The sequence below is a fragment of the Thalassospira sp. UBA848 genome, from assembly GCF_002295455.1.
Classification (GTDB): domain Bacteria; phylum Pseudomonadota; class Alphaproteobacteria; order Rhodospirillales; family Thalassospiraceae; genus Thalassospira.
Genome location: NZ_DBGS01000055.1, coordinates 1 through 16,203, shown reverse-complemented (window position 1 = coordinate 16,203; position 16,203 = coordinate 1). Strand labels below are relative to the sequence as shown.

Below are 16,203 nucleotides of genomic sequence, written 5' to 3'. Positions count from 1 at the left end.
TTCTGATGCATACGAACACGCCACACTGATCTCCCCCCCACGGAACCGACCCATGCCGCCCATCGTCACCGTTATTATTCTTTACGGACTTGGACTGACCGCCTCAATGCAGGTCGGTCTTATCGGTCCGATTGCGCCTGATTTGCGCGCAAGCTTCGGGCTTAGTCAGGCAGAATTCGGGTTGGTGGCCTCCCTGATCACTGCTGCCGGTGCGTTGTGCGCCATTCCCGCCGGTGTGTGGGCCGCCCGGGCGGGTTTGCGAAAATCGCTGGTGCTTGGCTGCGTCATGATGATCACGGGCGCGCTGATCTTTGCCACGGCAAGTGTCAGCAGCCTTTTGTATGTTGGGCGGCTCGTCACCAGCGTTGGATATCTGTTGATCGTTGTTGGCGCGCCAAGCTGGATGGCCGGGTTTCGAAACCCGAAACTGGTCGCCATGGCCATGAGCATCTGGGGCACGTTCATCCCGGTTGGCATTGCACTGGGCAACTGGATCAGTGCCGCCGTTGTCACCTGGATTGACTGGCGGCTTGCGGTTGGTGCCTGCACGCTGCCTGTTTTGATCTTGCTGCCGCTTCTGGCACTGATGGACAAACCAGAAACCGGCAGTGCGCGACGGTCCCTGCTTCTGGGGGTGATGGGTGTCTTGAAATCGCGCGCAGCTCTTCAGGTCGCGATGACCTTTGCCGCCTTTGCCGGGGGGACCTCGGCGGCCTTGGCCTTTATGCCCGCGATGCTGGCCGACAACCTTGATATCGGTATCGCCCTTTCGGCCGGTATCATCGGCACGACTGCGATTGCCGGCAACGTGGTTGGCAGTGTGGCTGCTGGCGCCTTGCTGGGCCGCAGCATTCCGGGCAGAGCCATTTTGATCGTGTTTCTGCCAATCATGGCCATTGCCATTTCAACCCTGTTTGTCAGCACATCGGTTCCGCTTAGCATTTCGATGCTGATTGTTTTCAATATCTGTCAGGGTGCTGTTGCAGGAACGTGCTTTGCCCTTTTGCCAAAAATCGCAACAGAAGGTCTTTCCATGCCCGCCCTGCAAGGGATGCTCGCCCAGTTTGCCGAGATATTTGTCGTGATCGTGCCGCCCTTTGCCGGGGCGATGATTGATCGCGACGGCTGGGCCGGCGCAGCCGCAGTTTTGGGCGGTTTTTACTTTGTTGGCTTCCTGATTTCGCTACGCAAGCCGGGTGCATCAGCACCCATTAGACAAAAATCATAATAAAACTATACGATACGATGGCTTGACCTATTCTTCGAAGCAAGCGACCCTTTCCGTCCCCAACAAATTCAAAAATATTCAGGGAAATGGAATGCAGTGGATCAAGGCCATCTTTATCGGACTGATATTGATCGGCCTGTCTGTTCTTGCTGTTTTCTTTATCTGGCTCGCCCCTGTTGGCGCGGCCTATAGCGCAAAGGTCATGTGTTCCGCCATTTTCGTTAATGGCCTGACATCCACGCGCGCCCGTGAAATCGATGTTCTTGCCGACAATAACCCGCTGTTGTCGCTGATTACGACGAACGTCGATTTGCGAAACCAAGCTGTCAGCGCGCACGCTTTTGGTTTTCGCAAGCGATTTGCAATCTACCGCCCAAATCTTGGCTGCACATTGGCCGACAGTCCGGAACATATCGCACAGTTGCGCAACTCAACCCCGGTCATGACCCCGGTTGAACCGCGCCCGCTTTTGACCACGTCACTTCCGGCCGATGTCGACCGCCGGGTGCTGAACAGCATTCTGTTTGATGCCATGGATGAGCCGGGATTACGCCCGGAACGCCGTACGCGCGCCGTCGTCATCCTGCATGACGGCAAAGTTGTCGCCGAACGCTATGCCGCGGGCATCACAGCCGAAACACCCCTGCCGGGCTGGTCCATGACCAAAAGTGTTTTCAACGCCATCCTTGGTCGCATGCGGTTTGAAGGCATGATTTCCGATCTGCAGGAACCTGTTTTGATCAATGAATGGCAGGCAGAGCCCGGCGATCCACGCGCAACCATCAACTATGATGAATTGCTTCGCATGCGAAGCGGGCTTGAGTTTGACGAAAGTTATGCCAACCCGCTGTCTGATGTCGTGCAAATGCTGTTTATCGAGCCCGCCGCGGCCGGATTTGCCGTTTCAAAGCCCCTTGAAAATACGCCAGGCAGTGAATTTTCCTATAATTCCGGGGCAAGCAACATCCTTTCGGCTGCGATCCGCAACCTTAGCGGTTCGCGTTCGACCTATCTGAGCCGCCCGACAGAACTTCTGTTCCGCCCCCTTGGCATGAGCAGTGCCGTGATCGAAACAGACCCGGACGGCTATTTTGTTGCTTCAAGCTTCATGCATGCGTCTGCGCGCGACTGGGCCAAGATCGGCCAGCTGTTCCTGCAAGACGGGGTATGGAATGGGGAGCGCCTCTTGCCCGAAGGCTGGGTCGGATATTCCACCAGCCCCGCTGCAGAAGACCCGAACGGCCTTTACGGTGCCCATTGGTGGATTGATCTGCCCGGCAGCCGAAACGAGGATGGCAGCCCGCGTACTGACGTGCCGCCCCTGCCCGAAGACGCCTTTTTCGCACTTGGTCATGACGGGCAATCGCTTACGGTCATTCCGTCACGAGATGTTGTTGTTGTCCGTTTCGGGGTGACGCGCAATCGCGATGCCTTTGATCTGCGAAAATTCATCGCTGATCTGAGTGCTGTTTTCCCGGAGAAATCAGATCGCCAAGCCAGCCCGGCAGAAAGCTCTGGGAACACGACCGCCGAAGTGAATGGCGGCTAGCCCGACTATTCGCCGATCAGAAAAAGCCCACCAGATAGCCGACAACCGCCCCCAAACCGACAACGGCCCAAACTGGGACAATCCGCCATTGCAATATGGCAAAGACCAGAACCACGCAGCCGATATCAAAGATGTCCAGATTTGCCCCGGTCCAGATCGGGTCATACAAAACAGCGGCCAGTAACCCGACAACCGCCGCATTCACCCCCATCAATCCGGCCCGCATCGACGGGACATGGCGCACCCGGTCCCAGAATGGCAAAAGCCCGACCACCAATAACCACGCGGGTAAAAAGATCGCTACCAGCGTCACCAACGCTGTCAGCGCACTGACAACAATCCCGCTGCCAGCTGCGCTCGTATGCAGGGCTGCGCCCAAATAGGCCGCAAACGTAAAGATGGGCCCGGGGACCGCCTGCGTTGCGCCGTAACCGGCAAGAAATGTCTCGGTGTCGATCCAGCCCGGTGTCACAACGGCATTTTGCAGCAAGGGCAAAACCACATGCCCGCCGCCAAACACCAGCGCGCCACTGCGATAGAAACCGTCAATGACAGCGAACAGGCCGGTCGGATCAAGCCTGGCAAGAACCGGCAAAACGACAAGCAGCGCAAAAAACGCCCCCAGCGCGACAATCGCGCCAGTGGCCGAACGTGGTGCAGAACCGCGATCCGTATCGTCCGCGACCTTGTTTTTCAAAAGCAACAAGCCCGCAACCATGCCCCCAAGGATCACGGCGAACTGGGCCAGTACCGTATCGCTGGCAATCATGACCGCGGCAGCCAGAACCGCAAGAATGGCGCGGGGGATATCGGGGCACAGGCTCCGTGCCATACCAAGAAGGGCATGAATAACCACCCCGACGGCAACAAGCTTAAGGCCGCGAATGACGCCATCGATACTGCCAAGATCAATTCCGACAAACGCCATACCAAGTGCCGCCAGAACAATTGCCGACGGCATTGTAAAACCAAGCCACGCGACCAATGATCCGCGCAGTCCGCCCAGCGCCATGCCGATCCCCATGCCGACCTGCGAACTGGCGGGGCCCGGCACAAACTGGCAAAGCGCAACCAGATCTGCATACCCGGCGTCACTAAGCCACTTGCGTCGCGCGACAAACTCTTCGCGGAAATAGCCGATATGCGCCACCGGCCCGCCAAAACTGGTCAGGCCAAGTCGCAGAAAAATCAGAAAAATCTGCCAAAGACCCACGCCATCAGCTGGCATGGCCGGCGTGTGGTTCTTGTTCAGATTTTCTGTGGCATCACCCTTTGGTGTCATCTCTGGCATTTTGATATTCCTGCCCTAACCCCTGATTTTGCCTGACCATACGCAATCACCCGAAGCTGGCAAAGCCAAAACCGAAAGCCTGACCATTCGTAATATATCCATAACAAAACCCCGCCTGCGGCAGGACCACGGGCGGGGTTTCAAACGTAACACCAACGTGTCTGAGCTGACTATCCTGTTAGCGGAAGGCTGGCTCGTCGAGTGAACGCAGTTTGCGGGAATGGAGCTGATTGACATCCTGACGAAGCGTATCAATCGTATCCAGACCAACCTGCAGGTGCTGACCAATGCGCTGGCGATAGAAATTATTGGCCATGCCCGGCAGCTTCAGTTCACCATGAACCGGTTTGTCCGATACGCATAACAGCGTGCCATACGGCACACGGAACCGGAAACCGTTGGCAGCAATGGTCGCACTTTCCATATCGACCGCAATGGCGCGTGACTGGTTCAGGCGCACAAACAATTCGCTGTAACGCAGTTCCCAGTTGCGGTTATCGGTGGTGGCCACCGTACCGGTGCGCATGCGCGCCTTCATTTCACGGCCTTTCAGGCCGGTGATTTTGGTCACCGAATTTGCCAGTGCCACTTGCACCTCGGCGATGGGCGGCACCGGAATCCAAAGCGGCAGGTCCGAATCAAGCACATGATCGTCACGGACATAACCATGGGCCAGAACATAGTCACCCAGAAGCTGACTGCGCCGTAATCCGGCACAGTGCCCCAGCATCAACCAGCAATGCGGGCGCAGAACGGCGATATGGTCGGTGGCCGTTTTGGCGTTCGACGGGCCAACACCGATATTGACCAGCGTGACGCCAAGACCGTCTTCGCGAACCAAGTGATAGGACGGCATCTGCGGAAGCTGCTTGACCGCTTCACCCGTTTCCACCCAGCCCTTCGGCGCGTTCTTGCGCACGCTGACTTTCGGCCCCGGTTCGACAAATGCGACATAGGGGCTTTTCGGATCTTCGAGCTGCTCTTTGGCGAATTCGATGAATTCATCGACATAGCGCTGATAGTTGGTGAACAGAACGAACTTCTGGAAATGTTCCGGCGCAGTCGCCGTATAGTGGCGCAAACGTGCCAGTGAATAGTCCACGCGTTCGCCGGAAAACAGCGATAGCGGCTTGGACCCCGGTGCGGCATTCGCGCCATAATGAACACCGTTGGCGATGTCATCATCGGTACGTGCCAGATCCGGCATATCAAAAATCAGCTGCATCGGGCGGATGTCATTCGGTCCGATACTGTCGGTTGCGGTTTCAACCAGAAACGGCAACGGGATCGGACGATCCGACACACCGACCACGACAGGAACGTCGTGGTTTTTCAGCAGAAGCTCGATCTGTTCACGGTAATATTCTTCAAACAGGTCAGGACGCGTCAGCGTTGTGCCATAAACCCCCGGATCGCGCGGCGCACCAAAGGACAGGGTGCTTTCGACATGCAGTTTTTCCGGTGGCACTTCGATGCCAAGATACGGGTAATAGGCACGTACCGGGGAAGATTGCTGGCCTTGACCGAAACGGTTAAAGGCCTCCTGGACGGCGTTGGCACCGGTCGCATAAATGTCCTTGATGCGCGCAAGTGCCCTGTCGGCGTCGGTAAATTCAAACAGATCGCGTACCGATCCGTGTACTTCAGAAACCATATTGGATGCTCCTTTTTGTTATTGTTGTTTGGGTTCTTCTATCAGATCCGGATGCGCAAAATCGCGCCCGATCAATGACAAAAGCCCTTGGAGCGAGAGATTTATCACCGCTCGCCCGCCTTCTGACAACCGAAAACTTTGCCAACCTTTTCAATCCAGACGACAAAACGTCCGTTCTGCGGCAATCGCCATGATGCAAAAAATCATCTTTCCCGGCATTTACAAAAGGTTATGCAATATATGTCGGGTTTATTTTCAAGAATTCCAAATGACAGTTTTGATTCGATCATCATAACCGATCACTGCCGCCCTGTTGGCGTGTCAGCCCTTTTCAGGTGCCCCTTGCGAAATCGGCAAAAAAAATGCCGAAACCGGGGGACGGTTTCGGCAATTTCAGGGAAGGGCCTTAGACGTTGAGGGAAAAGACGATCAACCCTGATATGGATTATTTATATGACCATTGGTCAGTTGAGTCAATTCCATTAAACGCATGGCAGATATCTTGATCACGCACTCAGACCATTATATCAGCCTGAGTCGCAATATTCTGCAGTTTTTCAAGCCGCCTACGCACGGAATCATCAACTGTCCCTTGGTCATCCAGGTCAACTTCACTGAGTTTACGGACAATCTTGGCTGCGCGTGGGTCACTTTCGACCAGACTTTCGATATCCTGTTTTTCTTCGTCGTCTTCAAGCGTCCCGCGTACATAGCCAAGAATGTGATCTTTGCCATATATCGCAAGAACCGGGCTCATATCATGCTGCCTCCGCGACATAACGTGATGCATGTTCACGTGCTTCGATTCGACCCACCGATGCGCGCAGCTTGCGACGTGCGCGGCCAACCCGTGATTTGACTGTGCCGATTTCGACCGACATCTGGTCGGCTGCATCCTGATAGGAAACATCATCGACTGCGGTCAGCATTATGGCTTCACGCTCCTGCTCGGGCAGGTCTTCAAGAACGCGGTCGGCGTCGCGCAACTGGAGACGGGCCATCTGGTTGCTGCCATGACCATAGACATCACCAAGATCATCCCAGTCGACCTGCGGGCCGCGTGTCTTTTCACGACGTTTTCCGGAAATGAAAGTGTTGAACAGAATTCTGTGCAACCAGGCCTTCAGGCTCGTGCCTTCTTCGAACTGGTCTTTTTTGCTGATGGCTTTCAACAGCGTGTCCTGGACCAGATCCTGCGCAAGATCGGTGCTGCCGGTCAGGCGGTACGCATGACGGCGCAGTGCAGGGACATGGTCTTCGATTTCGTTCATCACTTGTTCAGACATCACAACCTCCTTGTTCGGATGCACTGACCCTAACAAAGAAAAATAGAATTTAAAGTAAAATCGTATGTTTAACTTAGGCAACACAATGAACACACATACTATACACAACAACATCAATAGACTTACTTTACATACAGTAGTTATATTGATGATACTACCTTCATTACGTTCTATAATTACTTTACATTACTTACATCACATATCGAACTGACCGATACTGAGCAAGATGGTTGTGTTATGGAGGAAACAGCGGTAACGTAACTTACTCCAAAATTTGTGAACGCATTGATTTTCAATGACTTCAGGCGGGAATCATAGCCGCCGAAACTGACAGGAAACCCTACGTGTCGACGTCAAAAAGAACAGAAAAGCTCCAAATCATGCTTGATGACGAGGAGCTTAAGGTCATTGATGACTGGCGCTTTGAACACCGGATGCCAACCCGCGCAGCTGCGATACGCGAACTTATTCGCCGCGGACTGGTGACTGACGACCTCGAAGAACCAGATACCGAAGGCAAAAGCACAAGCGATTTCCGTATTGAATCGGAATAAATTGTGATCCCGCCACGTAAAAGAGGCCCGGCATTTTGCCGGGCCTTTTTGTGTTTTGGTACTTTTTGACGTCATTTCAGCCGGTATTACGCTTCAGATCGGGTTTTCGCCCTTCAAATATGCGCGCGATTCCAGCACCAAACGCCAGAACAAGCATCCACAATCCATAATATCGGATCGCACGTGAGGTCGTAATCGCAATCACGAACAACCAGATCGGATAAGATGCGGCGCCTGCAGCCAAAGCTGCGATTTGCATCGGTGCCGGGGTAATGCTGATGGCAAAGACAATCCAGAAGCCGCCTTCCCTGAACTGTGCTTCAAGCTCGTCAAATTCCTGCTGCCCGCCAGCCATATCAATAAGGGGCTGGGCAAACTCGTCAAACAAAACCCACGCCAGCAAATAAAGCACCAGCGCGCCAAGCACACTGCCTGCCAATGTTACGGTTGCGACAATAAAGCCGCGCTTTCGCGATGCCGCCATGATCGGGGCGACGATGACCTCAATCGGGATCGGGATAATCGTTGTTTCAAGAAACGATGCCACGGAAATACCGCCAAGACCCTTTCTTCCCTCTGCAAGCCTTGCAAGGCGGCTTTTTGCATAGCCTGCCATTGCTTTGATCTGTTGCCCGGGTCGTTTTCTCTCATTCGACATCGTTGGTTTTGTTCCTTTTTGCGCCATGTTGCCCAAAGTCCTGCCCAAACAAGAGCAGCCCGCCCTAAATCGGGCGGGCTGCGGTCCCCGGACGTCAGGCGCCGAGTTCAGGTTGTGACGTCTTATTCAGCGGTCTGATTGCCCGAGATGGCCTTCTGCGCGCCTTCAAGCGCACTAACCGTATTGGCCTTTACATCTTCCCAAGTGTCCGCAGATGCATCTTTGGCATCTTCAAGAGCATTGCTCAACTCATCGCTTGCGCTATCCCAAGCTTCTGCCAGTTCTTCAACCGCTTCCTCACTGTCTTTTTCGACCTCTGCGGAAACGTCGTTATACTGTTCGCCGAGCTGCTCGGACTTGTTATCGACCCAGGTAAGAAAATCTTCTTTCTGTTCGAACGTGAAGTCCTTGGCTTCTTCATACTGGGCAGCAATTTCATTGCCCAGCTTGTTGACATCGGACTCCACGGCATCGTCGGTTGCCATCGTGTTTGATGCGTCGGATTCTGCATAGGCCGGGGCAACTACCGAAACAGACATAAGTACTGTACCGACCATCAACATATTCTTGCTCAACATCACAACCTCCTTGTTTAACAATAACAGCACAATTACTTGCGCGCTGCTTACCCTCCACAACGGGTGGAGCGAAAGGATGTTCCGATTGTGTTGATTTTATTTCATGGAACCTTTCGCCGAAGTCGACGTTTCATCTGCAAGCGCCCAACAACGAACCGGGGTACAGCGCAGTGTCGATGCGCAATCCGATTTAACGGGCGCGCGATAAACAAAAGGAGTCTTAGTTATGGCACATAGCAGTATGCAGACCGTTGCGAAGGAATTCCCCGTCGAAACTGGCGTGGATCGCAAGGATCGTCACGAACTGGCGAAAATGCTGACGCAGATCGTCGGATCGTCGCATGTACTGTATGCCAAAATTCGTGGCGTTCACTGGAACGTCGTGGGCCCGGCCTTCTATTCGCTTCACAAGATGACCGAGGAGCAATATGAAGACCTCAATACAGCGATTGACGATATGGCAGAGCGCATTCGTGCAATCGGCTTTTCCGCCCCGACCGGTCTGAGCGCAATGATGGAGAATTCAGCAATTACGGATCAGACCAAACTTCTTTCGACCGATGACATGGTCAAGGAACTGGTCGAGGATCACGAAAAAATGGCACGACTGATCCGCGATGGTGTCGCAGCGGCCGAAGACGTTGATGACGTCAAGACCGCCGATATGCTGACCGAGCGGATCGGGGTGCACGAAGAAGCAGCCTGGATGCTGCGTGCAACGATCTCCTGATCGTAGCGAAACGATGTGATACGATAGACCGGTGCCTTCGGGCACCGGTCGTTTTTTTGTCCAAAAACAATGTTGCAACATCATGAAAAGCTCTGATCTGACTGGCAAGGTTCACCTACTGCTGTCGAAGGCAAAACTGCCCGAAGACTGGCGCGAAAATGGTGCGCAGCCGCTCCGCGATGTGTTCGATGATGCCGGTTACCAAACAGAGCTGACCCTTTGTGATGGTCCCGAGGCTATCAACAAACAAATCAACTTCTCCTGCCAGCCGGGGGATATCGTTGCGGTTGGCGGCGGTGATGGAACCATTAATGCGGTTCTTGATACGATCATTGCCAACAAGGTGGTGCTGATCCCCGTCCCGCTTGGCACCGCAAATGATTTTGCCCGTACCCTGACCCTGCCAGATGACTTGATTGATGCTGCCCGTGCATCCATTCATGGACAAATCCGGATGCTTGATATCGGCAGTGTGAACAACAAAAGCTTTGTGAATGCTGCCAGCATCGGTGTGCCTGCCGATGCCCGCAAACGCATCAATCCCGACCTGAAACGCACATTGGGCGCCATCAGCTATGCGGTTGCCAACTGGCAAAGCTGGCATGAAATGGAACCGCTCGATTTGACCATCACGTGTGGCGACGAAGCACCGCAGAATATGAAACTGCGCCAGATTACCATCACCAATGGCCGTTACTTCGGGGGCGGCTTACGACCGAGTGAAACCAAAAGTCCCGAAGACGGATATCTACATATGTTCGCCATCCGCGACAGTGTCGACACACTGAGCGGCCTTGATGTCGCGGCCGAGCTGTTGTTTGGCTCTGTTGATGACAGCAGCTATGCCACCACCATGCAATGCGCCACCATCAAGGTAGAAGGCGCCAACGGCGCGCCTGTTCTGGCCGATGGTGAAATCATCGCCGAACTGCCCGCCAGTTTCGCCATTCGCGCCAGCGTCCTGCCAGTTTTCGCGCCAAACAGCTTTGTCGATCAAATCGAAGACACCACCGCGCTGGAAAACAAATCCCTGCCGCAGCAAAATGAAATCAATGACGTCATGCGCGATACCGTCGATTTTGCCTTGCGCCTGGAGGCCATCTATCCGGTGGCACAAAACAGCGATCTGAAGGCACTTTGTCATGATAGTGCAGGCAAATTCCGCGACATCGCGCGGCAACTTGAACTGGGATTGCGCCCCTATGGTATCAATCCGGCGTCGCCCGACCCGGACCTTCAGAATCTTGAGGAACTTCGCGACAAAGTCATGGGCTGGCTGCTGGGCAATGCCGACAGCCGTCTGTCAAACGGCCTGAAAGCACGTGCGGAACTGCTTATGCGCGAAACTGCAGCAATATCAATCGACGACCAGCCAACCGATGTCGCAAAGGCGCTTGATACCCTGGCAAGCGAAGTCGACAGTTTCACCGGCAATCTCGGCGACATCATCAAAAGCCTGTAAAACGAAAAAAGACCGCCATCTGGCGGTCTTTCATTTTCCATCCTTGCAAGCGATCCGGATCAGTCTTCGAGCCCGGCAAGACTTCTGGCAAAGGATTTTGCCTCGAACGGGCGCAGGTCTTCGGCAGTCTCACCCACACCAATCGCATGGACAGGTTTACCGAACTTCTCGGCCAGGGCAACCACAACACCGCCCTTTGCCGTGCCATCAAGCTTGGTCACAATCAGGCCTGATACATTGGTCGCCTCGCCAAAGGTTTCGACCTGTGAATGGGCGTTCTGACCAGTTGTCGCATCCAGCACCAGAAGCGTGTCATGCGGCGCACTCTCGTCGCGTTTTTTGATCACGCGGACGATCTTTTTAAGTTCGTCCATCAGGTGTGCCTTGTTCTGCAGACGACCGGCCGTATCAATCAGCAAAAGGTCATATCCTTCGCGCTGGGCCTGTTCGATCGCATCAAAGGCAAGGCCTGCGGCATCGGCACCCGTGTCACGCGCAATCACCGGGCAGTCGGTGCGTTCGCCCCAGACTTTAAGCTGCTCGACCGCAGCCGCACGGAACGTGTCGCCCGCGGCCATCATGACCTTGAGACCCTGGTCCTTGTACGTCTTGGCAAGCTTGCCGATGGTCGTGGTTTTGCCCGATCCGTTAACACCAACCACCAGCACCACATGCGGTTTCTTGTTGGCATCAATCACCAGCGGCTGTGCGACCGGTTCAAGGATTTTGGCAACTTCTTCGGCAATGAATTCCTGAATCTCGGCGGAATCGACTTCCTTGTCAAACCGGGTCTTGGACAGTTCCGCGCTCAGTTTCGCGGCGGTCGTCACGCCAAGGTCGGAAGTAATCAGAAGGTCTTCGAATTCTTCGAGCGCATCATCATCAAGACGGCGCTTTGTGAAGATATCCGTAATCCCGGTAGTCAGCTTCGAGGAGGACCGCTTCAACCCGTCTTTCAGGCGGCTAAACCAGCTTTTCTTCCCCTCTTCACTCATTCCGCAAGCTCCGCAATCAATTTTCCATTTTCAAGGCCGGTGACCTTGGCCTTTGCTATCGTGCCCGCTTCTATCACGCGATCAAGCAGAACGGGAGCAAAATGCTCCGTATGGCCGGTATTTTCCTTTTCCACCAACACATTCTCGATCATGCCGATGCGCGATTGCAGGAACTTGTTCAGCTGCACCTCGCCCGCTTCGCGAAGCGCGCTTGCGCGTTCCTTGCGAAGATCCTTGGGCACTTGCGGCATCTTGGCCGCTGGTGTCCCCGGACGTGATGAATACGGGAAAACATGCAGGTAAATCAGACTGCATTCATCAACAAGACGCAGGGTATTTTCGGCCATTTCATCGGTTTCGGTCGGGAAGCCGGCAATGATATCAGCGCCAAACGTCACATCCGGGCGCAGATCGCGGACCTTTTTACAGAAATCGACAACGTCTTGGCGCAGATGGCGACGCTTCATGCGCTTAAGCACCATGTCATCACCGGCCTGCAGGCTGATATGCATGTGCGGCATCAAGCGTGGTTCGGTTTCGATCAGGCGAAACAGATCTTCATCCACCTCGACCGGGTCAATCGATGAAATACGCAGACGCGGCAGCTCAGGCACCTGTGCCAGCAGGCGGCGCGACATCTGCCCCAGGGTCGGCTGTCCCGGCAGATCATGGCCATAGGATGTAATATCGACCCCGGTCAGAACAACCTCGCCATAGCCATTGGCGACCAGTTCACGAACCTGGGTAACGATTTCGCCCATGGGCACACTGCGCGAATTGCCCCGGCCAAATGGGATGATGCAAAACGTGCAACGGTGATCACACCCGTTCTGGACCTGCACAAAGGCGCGCGCACGCCCCTCGAAACCGGAAACAAGGTGGCTTGCCGTTTCTTCGACCGACATGATGTCATTGACGACAACACGTTCATGATCGGGCATGGCAAACGTTTCGGCCTTCATCTTGGCGTCGTTGCCAAAGATCCGATCAATTTCGCCCATATTGGCGAACTTGTCGGGATTGACCTGAACGGCACAGCCGGTGACAAAAATCTTGGCCTCGGGGTTTTCGCGCCGCAGGCGACGAATGCTTTGACGCGCCTGGCGTTCTGCTTCGGTCGTCACCGCACAGGTATTGATGATGATCGCATCATCAAGTCCCGCATTTTTGGCATGGTCGCGCATCACCTCTGACTCATAGGTGTTAAGGCGGCAACCAAATGTGACGACGCGCGGCTCTTTCATGGTCGGACTTCTGTCATCCAGTTCTGCTTGGAATTTTTCCACCTGCACAATCAAAACACTGGTGCAAGTGCGGAACGCCCGGCAAGGCTCAATGACCTTGCCGGGCGCTGGTTACATACGCTTTTGAACACTTCAATGCAAGCCCGGCACCTGTCATGGCACACATGCAGCAAGCGCGCAATTCAATGGCAACAATTCAAACCAAGGGTTGGATTGCGCCCGTTAGGCCGCGCAGTTCCGATTACGACCTTCTTTCTTCGCCCGATACAATGCCCGGTCGGCGCGGTCGATCAGTTTCGTGCTGCCTTCTTTGGAAACATATTCTGCCACACCGACAGATATGGTCATCTGACCAAATGAAATGCCCGACTGCTTTGCCTTGATTTCGCGTGCGGCGATACGTTTGCTCATATCGCTGGCCAGAACCATGGCATCAGCCAAAGGTGTCTGGGGCAGCAGAATGGCAAACTCGTCACCGCCATAGCGCGCCACAACGTCACGGCCCTTGATATTGGCTTTAAGCATTGAGGCAATCAGAACCAGAATTTCATCGCCGATACGATGTCCGAACCGGTCATTGACCGCCTTGAATTGGTCAAGGTCGATAATCATCACACAGAACGGATCCGGCCGTTTCGATGAGTCGTGCTCTTCAATTGTCTGATTAAGCTGCTCTTCGAAATACATACGGTTTGAAACGCGCGTCAAACCGTCGGTATAGGATCGTTCGCGGGTTTCTTCCAGTTCACGCTGGAGCCGTTCGACCTTGCCCAGATAACGATCAAGGCGCTGATGCAGGCCTTCGACCGTCCTTTGCATCTGGTCGGTCTGTTCGATCACCTCGCTCAGAACCGGGCTGACCTGTTCATGGTCCTTGAGTGTTTCAAGCGACCGGCCAAGCAACGCCCCGTAATCCTGCAATCCGCTGCGGGCTGTCGTCAGGCAATCATCGCTATTTTCAACGAGTTCCGAGAAATCTTCCATCCCGCGCTGCAAGAAGTCCGCAGCCTGACGGTCAAAGATATAGCGATAATAAAGCTGAAGGAGCGTATCCTCGGCCAAATCGTCCCCACTGGCCCTTACCGCATCGATGACCCGCAGAATTTCCGGGTTTTCTTCAGCAAAATAGACGAACCAGACATGGTACAATTCGGGCGTCGGGCGCAGGCCGCGTTCGCGCAGCGCCTTTAAGGTCTCATCAGCATAATCCCAATGGCGGGAAAGTTCTTTTTCCGCTGTGGTCACAACGGGTGCTCCGGCTCGTGTTTTCATCATCAAAGTCAATGTGTTATGCGTTTTGCACATAACGATTGGGCTCAAGATACCCTACTTTAACAGCCGGAACCAGCTATACGTCGAAATTAACTACCCGAAAGGGTCAGTCAGACTTCGACCTTTAGTTGCCCCTGATCATGGTGCCCGCACCGCGTTCGGTGAAGAGTTCCAGCAGAACAGCATGTGGCGCGCGTCCGTCCACAATGACTGCGGCCTCAACACCGTTTTCGACTGCATCCATGCAAGTCTCGGTTTTGGGGATCATGCCCCCCTGAATGGTGCCATCCGCGATCATGGCATTGATGTGGGCAGTGTCAGCATCGCGTACAAGGTTTTTATCCTGATCAAGGATACCTTTTACATCGGTCAGCATGTACAGACGGCTTGCGCCAACGGCCTTCGCAATCGCACCGGCGGCCGTGTCCGCATTGATATTATAGGTTTGCCCGTCCGCCCCAACGCCAATCGGTGAAATGACCGGAATGATGTCTGTATCAATAAAGCAATCAAGAACGTGCGGATTGATTTTTTCCGGCTCGCCAACAAAACCCAGATCAAGAACTTTCTCGATATTGCTTTCGGGGTCGCGTTTGGTCCGCGTCAATTTACGTGCCGTGATCAGGTTGGCATCCTTGCCGCACAGACCGACACCAACACCGCCAGCGGCATTGATATTGGAAACGATTTCCTTGTTGATCTTGCCGGCCAGAACCATTTCAACAACATCGATGGTCTGTTGATCGGTCACCCGCAAGCCGTCAATGAATTCCGACTGAATATTAAGCTGCTTGAGCATCTGGCCGATCTGCGGCCCACCGCCATGCACAACAATCGGGTTCATGCCGACCTGTTTAAGCAAAACCATGTCCTGGGCGAACAGACGGGCAAGCTCCGGGTCCCCCATAGCATGGCCGCCATACTTGACGACAATTTTTTGCCCGTTAAAGCGTCGCATAAAGGGAAGAGCCTCGGACAGCACTTTGGCACGTGCCAGCATCCGGTATGCGCTGGCTTCCGATTGGTCTTCTTCAGAACGGATTTCTTCGTTCATGTCACTTCCCCATATTATCGCGCTATGCGGCTGCCGGTATCAAAGCAGGGTTGAAATCTCTGCTCGCAGTTCGGCAAGGCCGGTATTTTTCTCGCTTGAAGTCGCAAAAATCTGCGGCAGGGCAGCGGGGTGTTTGACCAGCCCGTCGACCACTTCCTTGATCCGCTTTTCAAGCTGACCTTTTTTTAGCTTGTCTGCCTTGGTCAGCACAACCTGATACGGCACAGCGGCCTCATCAAGCAGCTTCATCATATCAAGATCAGCCTTTTTGAAGCCATGTCTGGAATCAATCAGAACAAACACACGGCGGAGCGTGACGCGCCCGCGCAGATACTGTTTGATCAACGCATGCCACGTATCGACGATATCCTTGGGGGCCTGGGCAAAGCCATAGCCCGGCAGATCCACGATATGGCACGCACCATCAAGATCGAAATAGTTCAGCTGCTGCGTACGACCGGGGGTGTTCGACGTCCGGGCGATATCCTTTCGCCCGGTGATCGCATTGATCAGGCTGGACTTTCCCACGTTCGAACGGCCCGCAAAACAGATCTCTGTTTTGTCTTCAGGCGGAAGCTGTTCAAGCTGTGCTACGCCAAGAACGAAGTTAACCGGGCGGCTAAAAAGCTTCCGCCCGGCTTCGATCAC

The 16,203-nt window shown here is 54.2% G+C and carries 16 protein-coding genes; 5 read left to right on the top strand and 11 right to left on the bottom strand.

Annotated elements, in window-relative coordinates:
- The first annotated feature begins 52 nt into the window (after positions 1-52).
- The gene (locus B2R48_RS07150) at positions 53-1,228 is read left to right on the top strand and encodes a CynX/NimT family MFS transporter (protein WP_296999097.1); all 1,176 of its coding nucleotides are present in this window, start codon (positions 53-55) and stop codon (positions 1,226-1,228) included.
- 91 nt (positions 1,229-1,319) lie between these two features.
- Positions 1,320-2,777: a serine hydrolase domain-containing protein gene (locus tag B2R48_RS07145; protein WP_296999095.1), complete on the top strand. Its 1,458-nt coding sequence runs from the start codon at positions 1,320-1,322 to the stop codon at positions 2,775-2,777.
- 16 nt (positions 2,778-2,793) lie between these two features.
- Here the strand turns inward: B2R48_RS07145 and chrA are convergent, their stop codons facing one another.
- The 4 genes from chrA to B2R48_RS07125 form a co-directional block, all read right to left on the bottom strand.
- On the bottom strand, positions 2,794-4,059 hold the full coding sequence (gene chrA, locus B2R48_RS07140; protein WP_414716180.1) for a chromate efflux transporter: 1,266 nt from the start codon (positions 4,057-4,059) through the stop codon (positions 2,794-2,796).
- Positions 4,060-4,246: 187 nt separating this feature from the next.
- Positions 4,247-5,722, bottom strand: coding sequence for an AMP nucleosidase (locus tag B2R48_RS07135; RefSeq protein WP_062953977.1), 1,476 nt, complete (start codon positions 5,720-5,722; stop codon positions 4,247-4,249).
- Between the two features lie 514 nt (positions 5,723-6,236).
- Entirely contained in the window at positions 6,237-6,479 is a 243-nt protein-coding gene (locus B2R48_RS07130; protein ID WP_296999093.1) for a hypothetical protein, read from the bottom strand.
- Position 6,480: 1 nt separating this feature from the next.
- Positions 6,481-7,008, bottom strand: coding sequence for an RNA polymerase sigma factor (locus tag B2R48_RS07125; RefSeq protein WP_062953994.1), 528 nt, complete (start codon positions 7,006-7,008; stop codon positions 6,481-6,483).
- A 344-nt stretch (positions 7,009-7,352) separates the two neighbouring features.
- Here B2R48_RS07125 and B2R48_RS07120 point away from each other — a divergent pair, with 344 nt between their 5' ends.
- Positions 7,353-7,562, top strand: a complete 210-nt coding sequence (locus tag B2R48_RS07120) for a hypothetical protein (RefSeq protein WP_114129905.1) — start codon at positions 7,353-7,355, stop codon at positions 7,560-7,562.
- A 76-nt stretch (positions 7,563-7,638) separates the two neighbouring features.
- Here the strand turns inward: B2R48_RS07120 and B2R48_RS07115 are convergent, their stop codons facing one another.
- Positions 7,639-8,178 carry a YqaA family protein gene (locus B2R48_RS07115; RefSeq protein WP_296999091.1) on the bottom strand — a complete coding sequence of 180 codons (540 nt, stop codon included), beginning with the start codon at positions 8,176-8,178 and terminating at the stop codon, positions 7,639-7,641.
- 164 nt (positions 8,179-8,342) lie between these two features.
- Positions 8,343-8,798 (bottom strand): hypothetical protein, encoded by a 456-nt coding sequence (locus B2R48_RS07110; RefSeq protein WP_062953981.1) that lies wholly within the window; start codon positions 8,796-8,798, stop codon positions 8,343-8,345.
- A gap of 226 nt (positions 8,799-9,024) precedes the next feature.
- On the opposite strand from B2R48_RS07110, the gene B2R48_RS07105 reads away from it, so the two are divergent.
- Entirely contained in the window at positions 9,025-9,528 is a 504-nt protein-coding gene (locus B2R48_RS07105) for a Dps family protein (protein ID WP_296999088.1), read from the top strand.
- A gap of 82 nt (positions 9,529-9,610) precedes the next feature.
- Positions 9,611-10,990, top strand: a complete 1,380-nt coding sequence (locus B2R48_RS07100; protein WP_296999086.1) for a diacylglycerol/lipid kinase family protein — start codon at positions 9,611-9,613, stop codon at positions 10,988-10,990.
- Positions 10,991-11,049: 59 nt separating this feature from the next.
- On the opposite strand, the gene ftsY is transcribed toward B2R48_RS07100, so the two are convergent.
- The 5 genes from ftsY to yihA form a co-directional block, all read right to left on the bottom strand.
- Complete coding sequence (gene ftsY, locus B2R48_RS07095) at positions 11,050-11,985, bottom strand: signal recognition particle-docking protein FtsY (protein WP_062953984.1); 936 nt, start codon at positions 11,983-11,985, stop codon at positions 11,050-11,052.
- The gene (mtaB, locus tag B2R48_RS07090; RefSeq protein ID WP_296999083.1) at positions 11,982-13,229 is read right to left on the bottom strand and encodes a tRNA (N(6)-L-threonylcarbamoyladenosine(37)-C(2))-methylthiotransferase MtaB; all 1,248 of its coding nucleotides are present in this window, start codon (positions 13,227-13,229) and stop codon (positions 11,982-11,984) included. Before mtaB ends, ftsY begins: the two co-directional genes overlap by 4 nt.
- A gap of 222 nt (positions 13,230-13,451) precedes the next feature.
- Positions 13,452-14,474: a GGDEF domain-containing protein gene (locus B2R48_RS07085; RefSeq protein ID WP_296999081.1), complete on the bottom strand. Its 1,023-nt coding sequence runs from the start codon at positions 14,472-14,474 to the stop codon at positions 13,452-13,454.
- A 151-nt stretch (positions 14,475-14,625) separates the two neighbouring features.
- A complete protein-coding gene (gene argB, locus B2R48_RS07080) occupies positions 14,626-15,555 on the bottom strand; it encodes an acetylglutamate kinase (protein WP_213475456.1) in 930 nt (309 codons plus the stop codon).
- Positions 15,556-15,594: 39 nt separating this feature from the next.
- Positions 15,595-16,203 carry a ribosome biogenesis GTP-binding protein YihA/YsxC gene (yihA, locus tag B2R48_RS07075; RefSeq protein WP_296999078.1) on the bottom strand — a complete coding sequence of 203 codons (609 nt, stop codon included), beginning with the start codon at positions 16,201-16,203 and terminating at the stop codon, positions 15,595-15,597.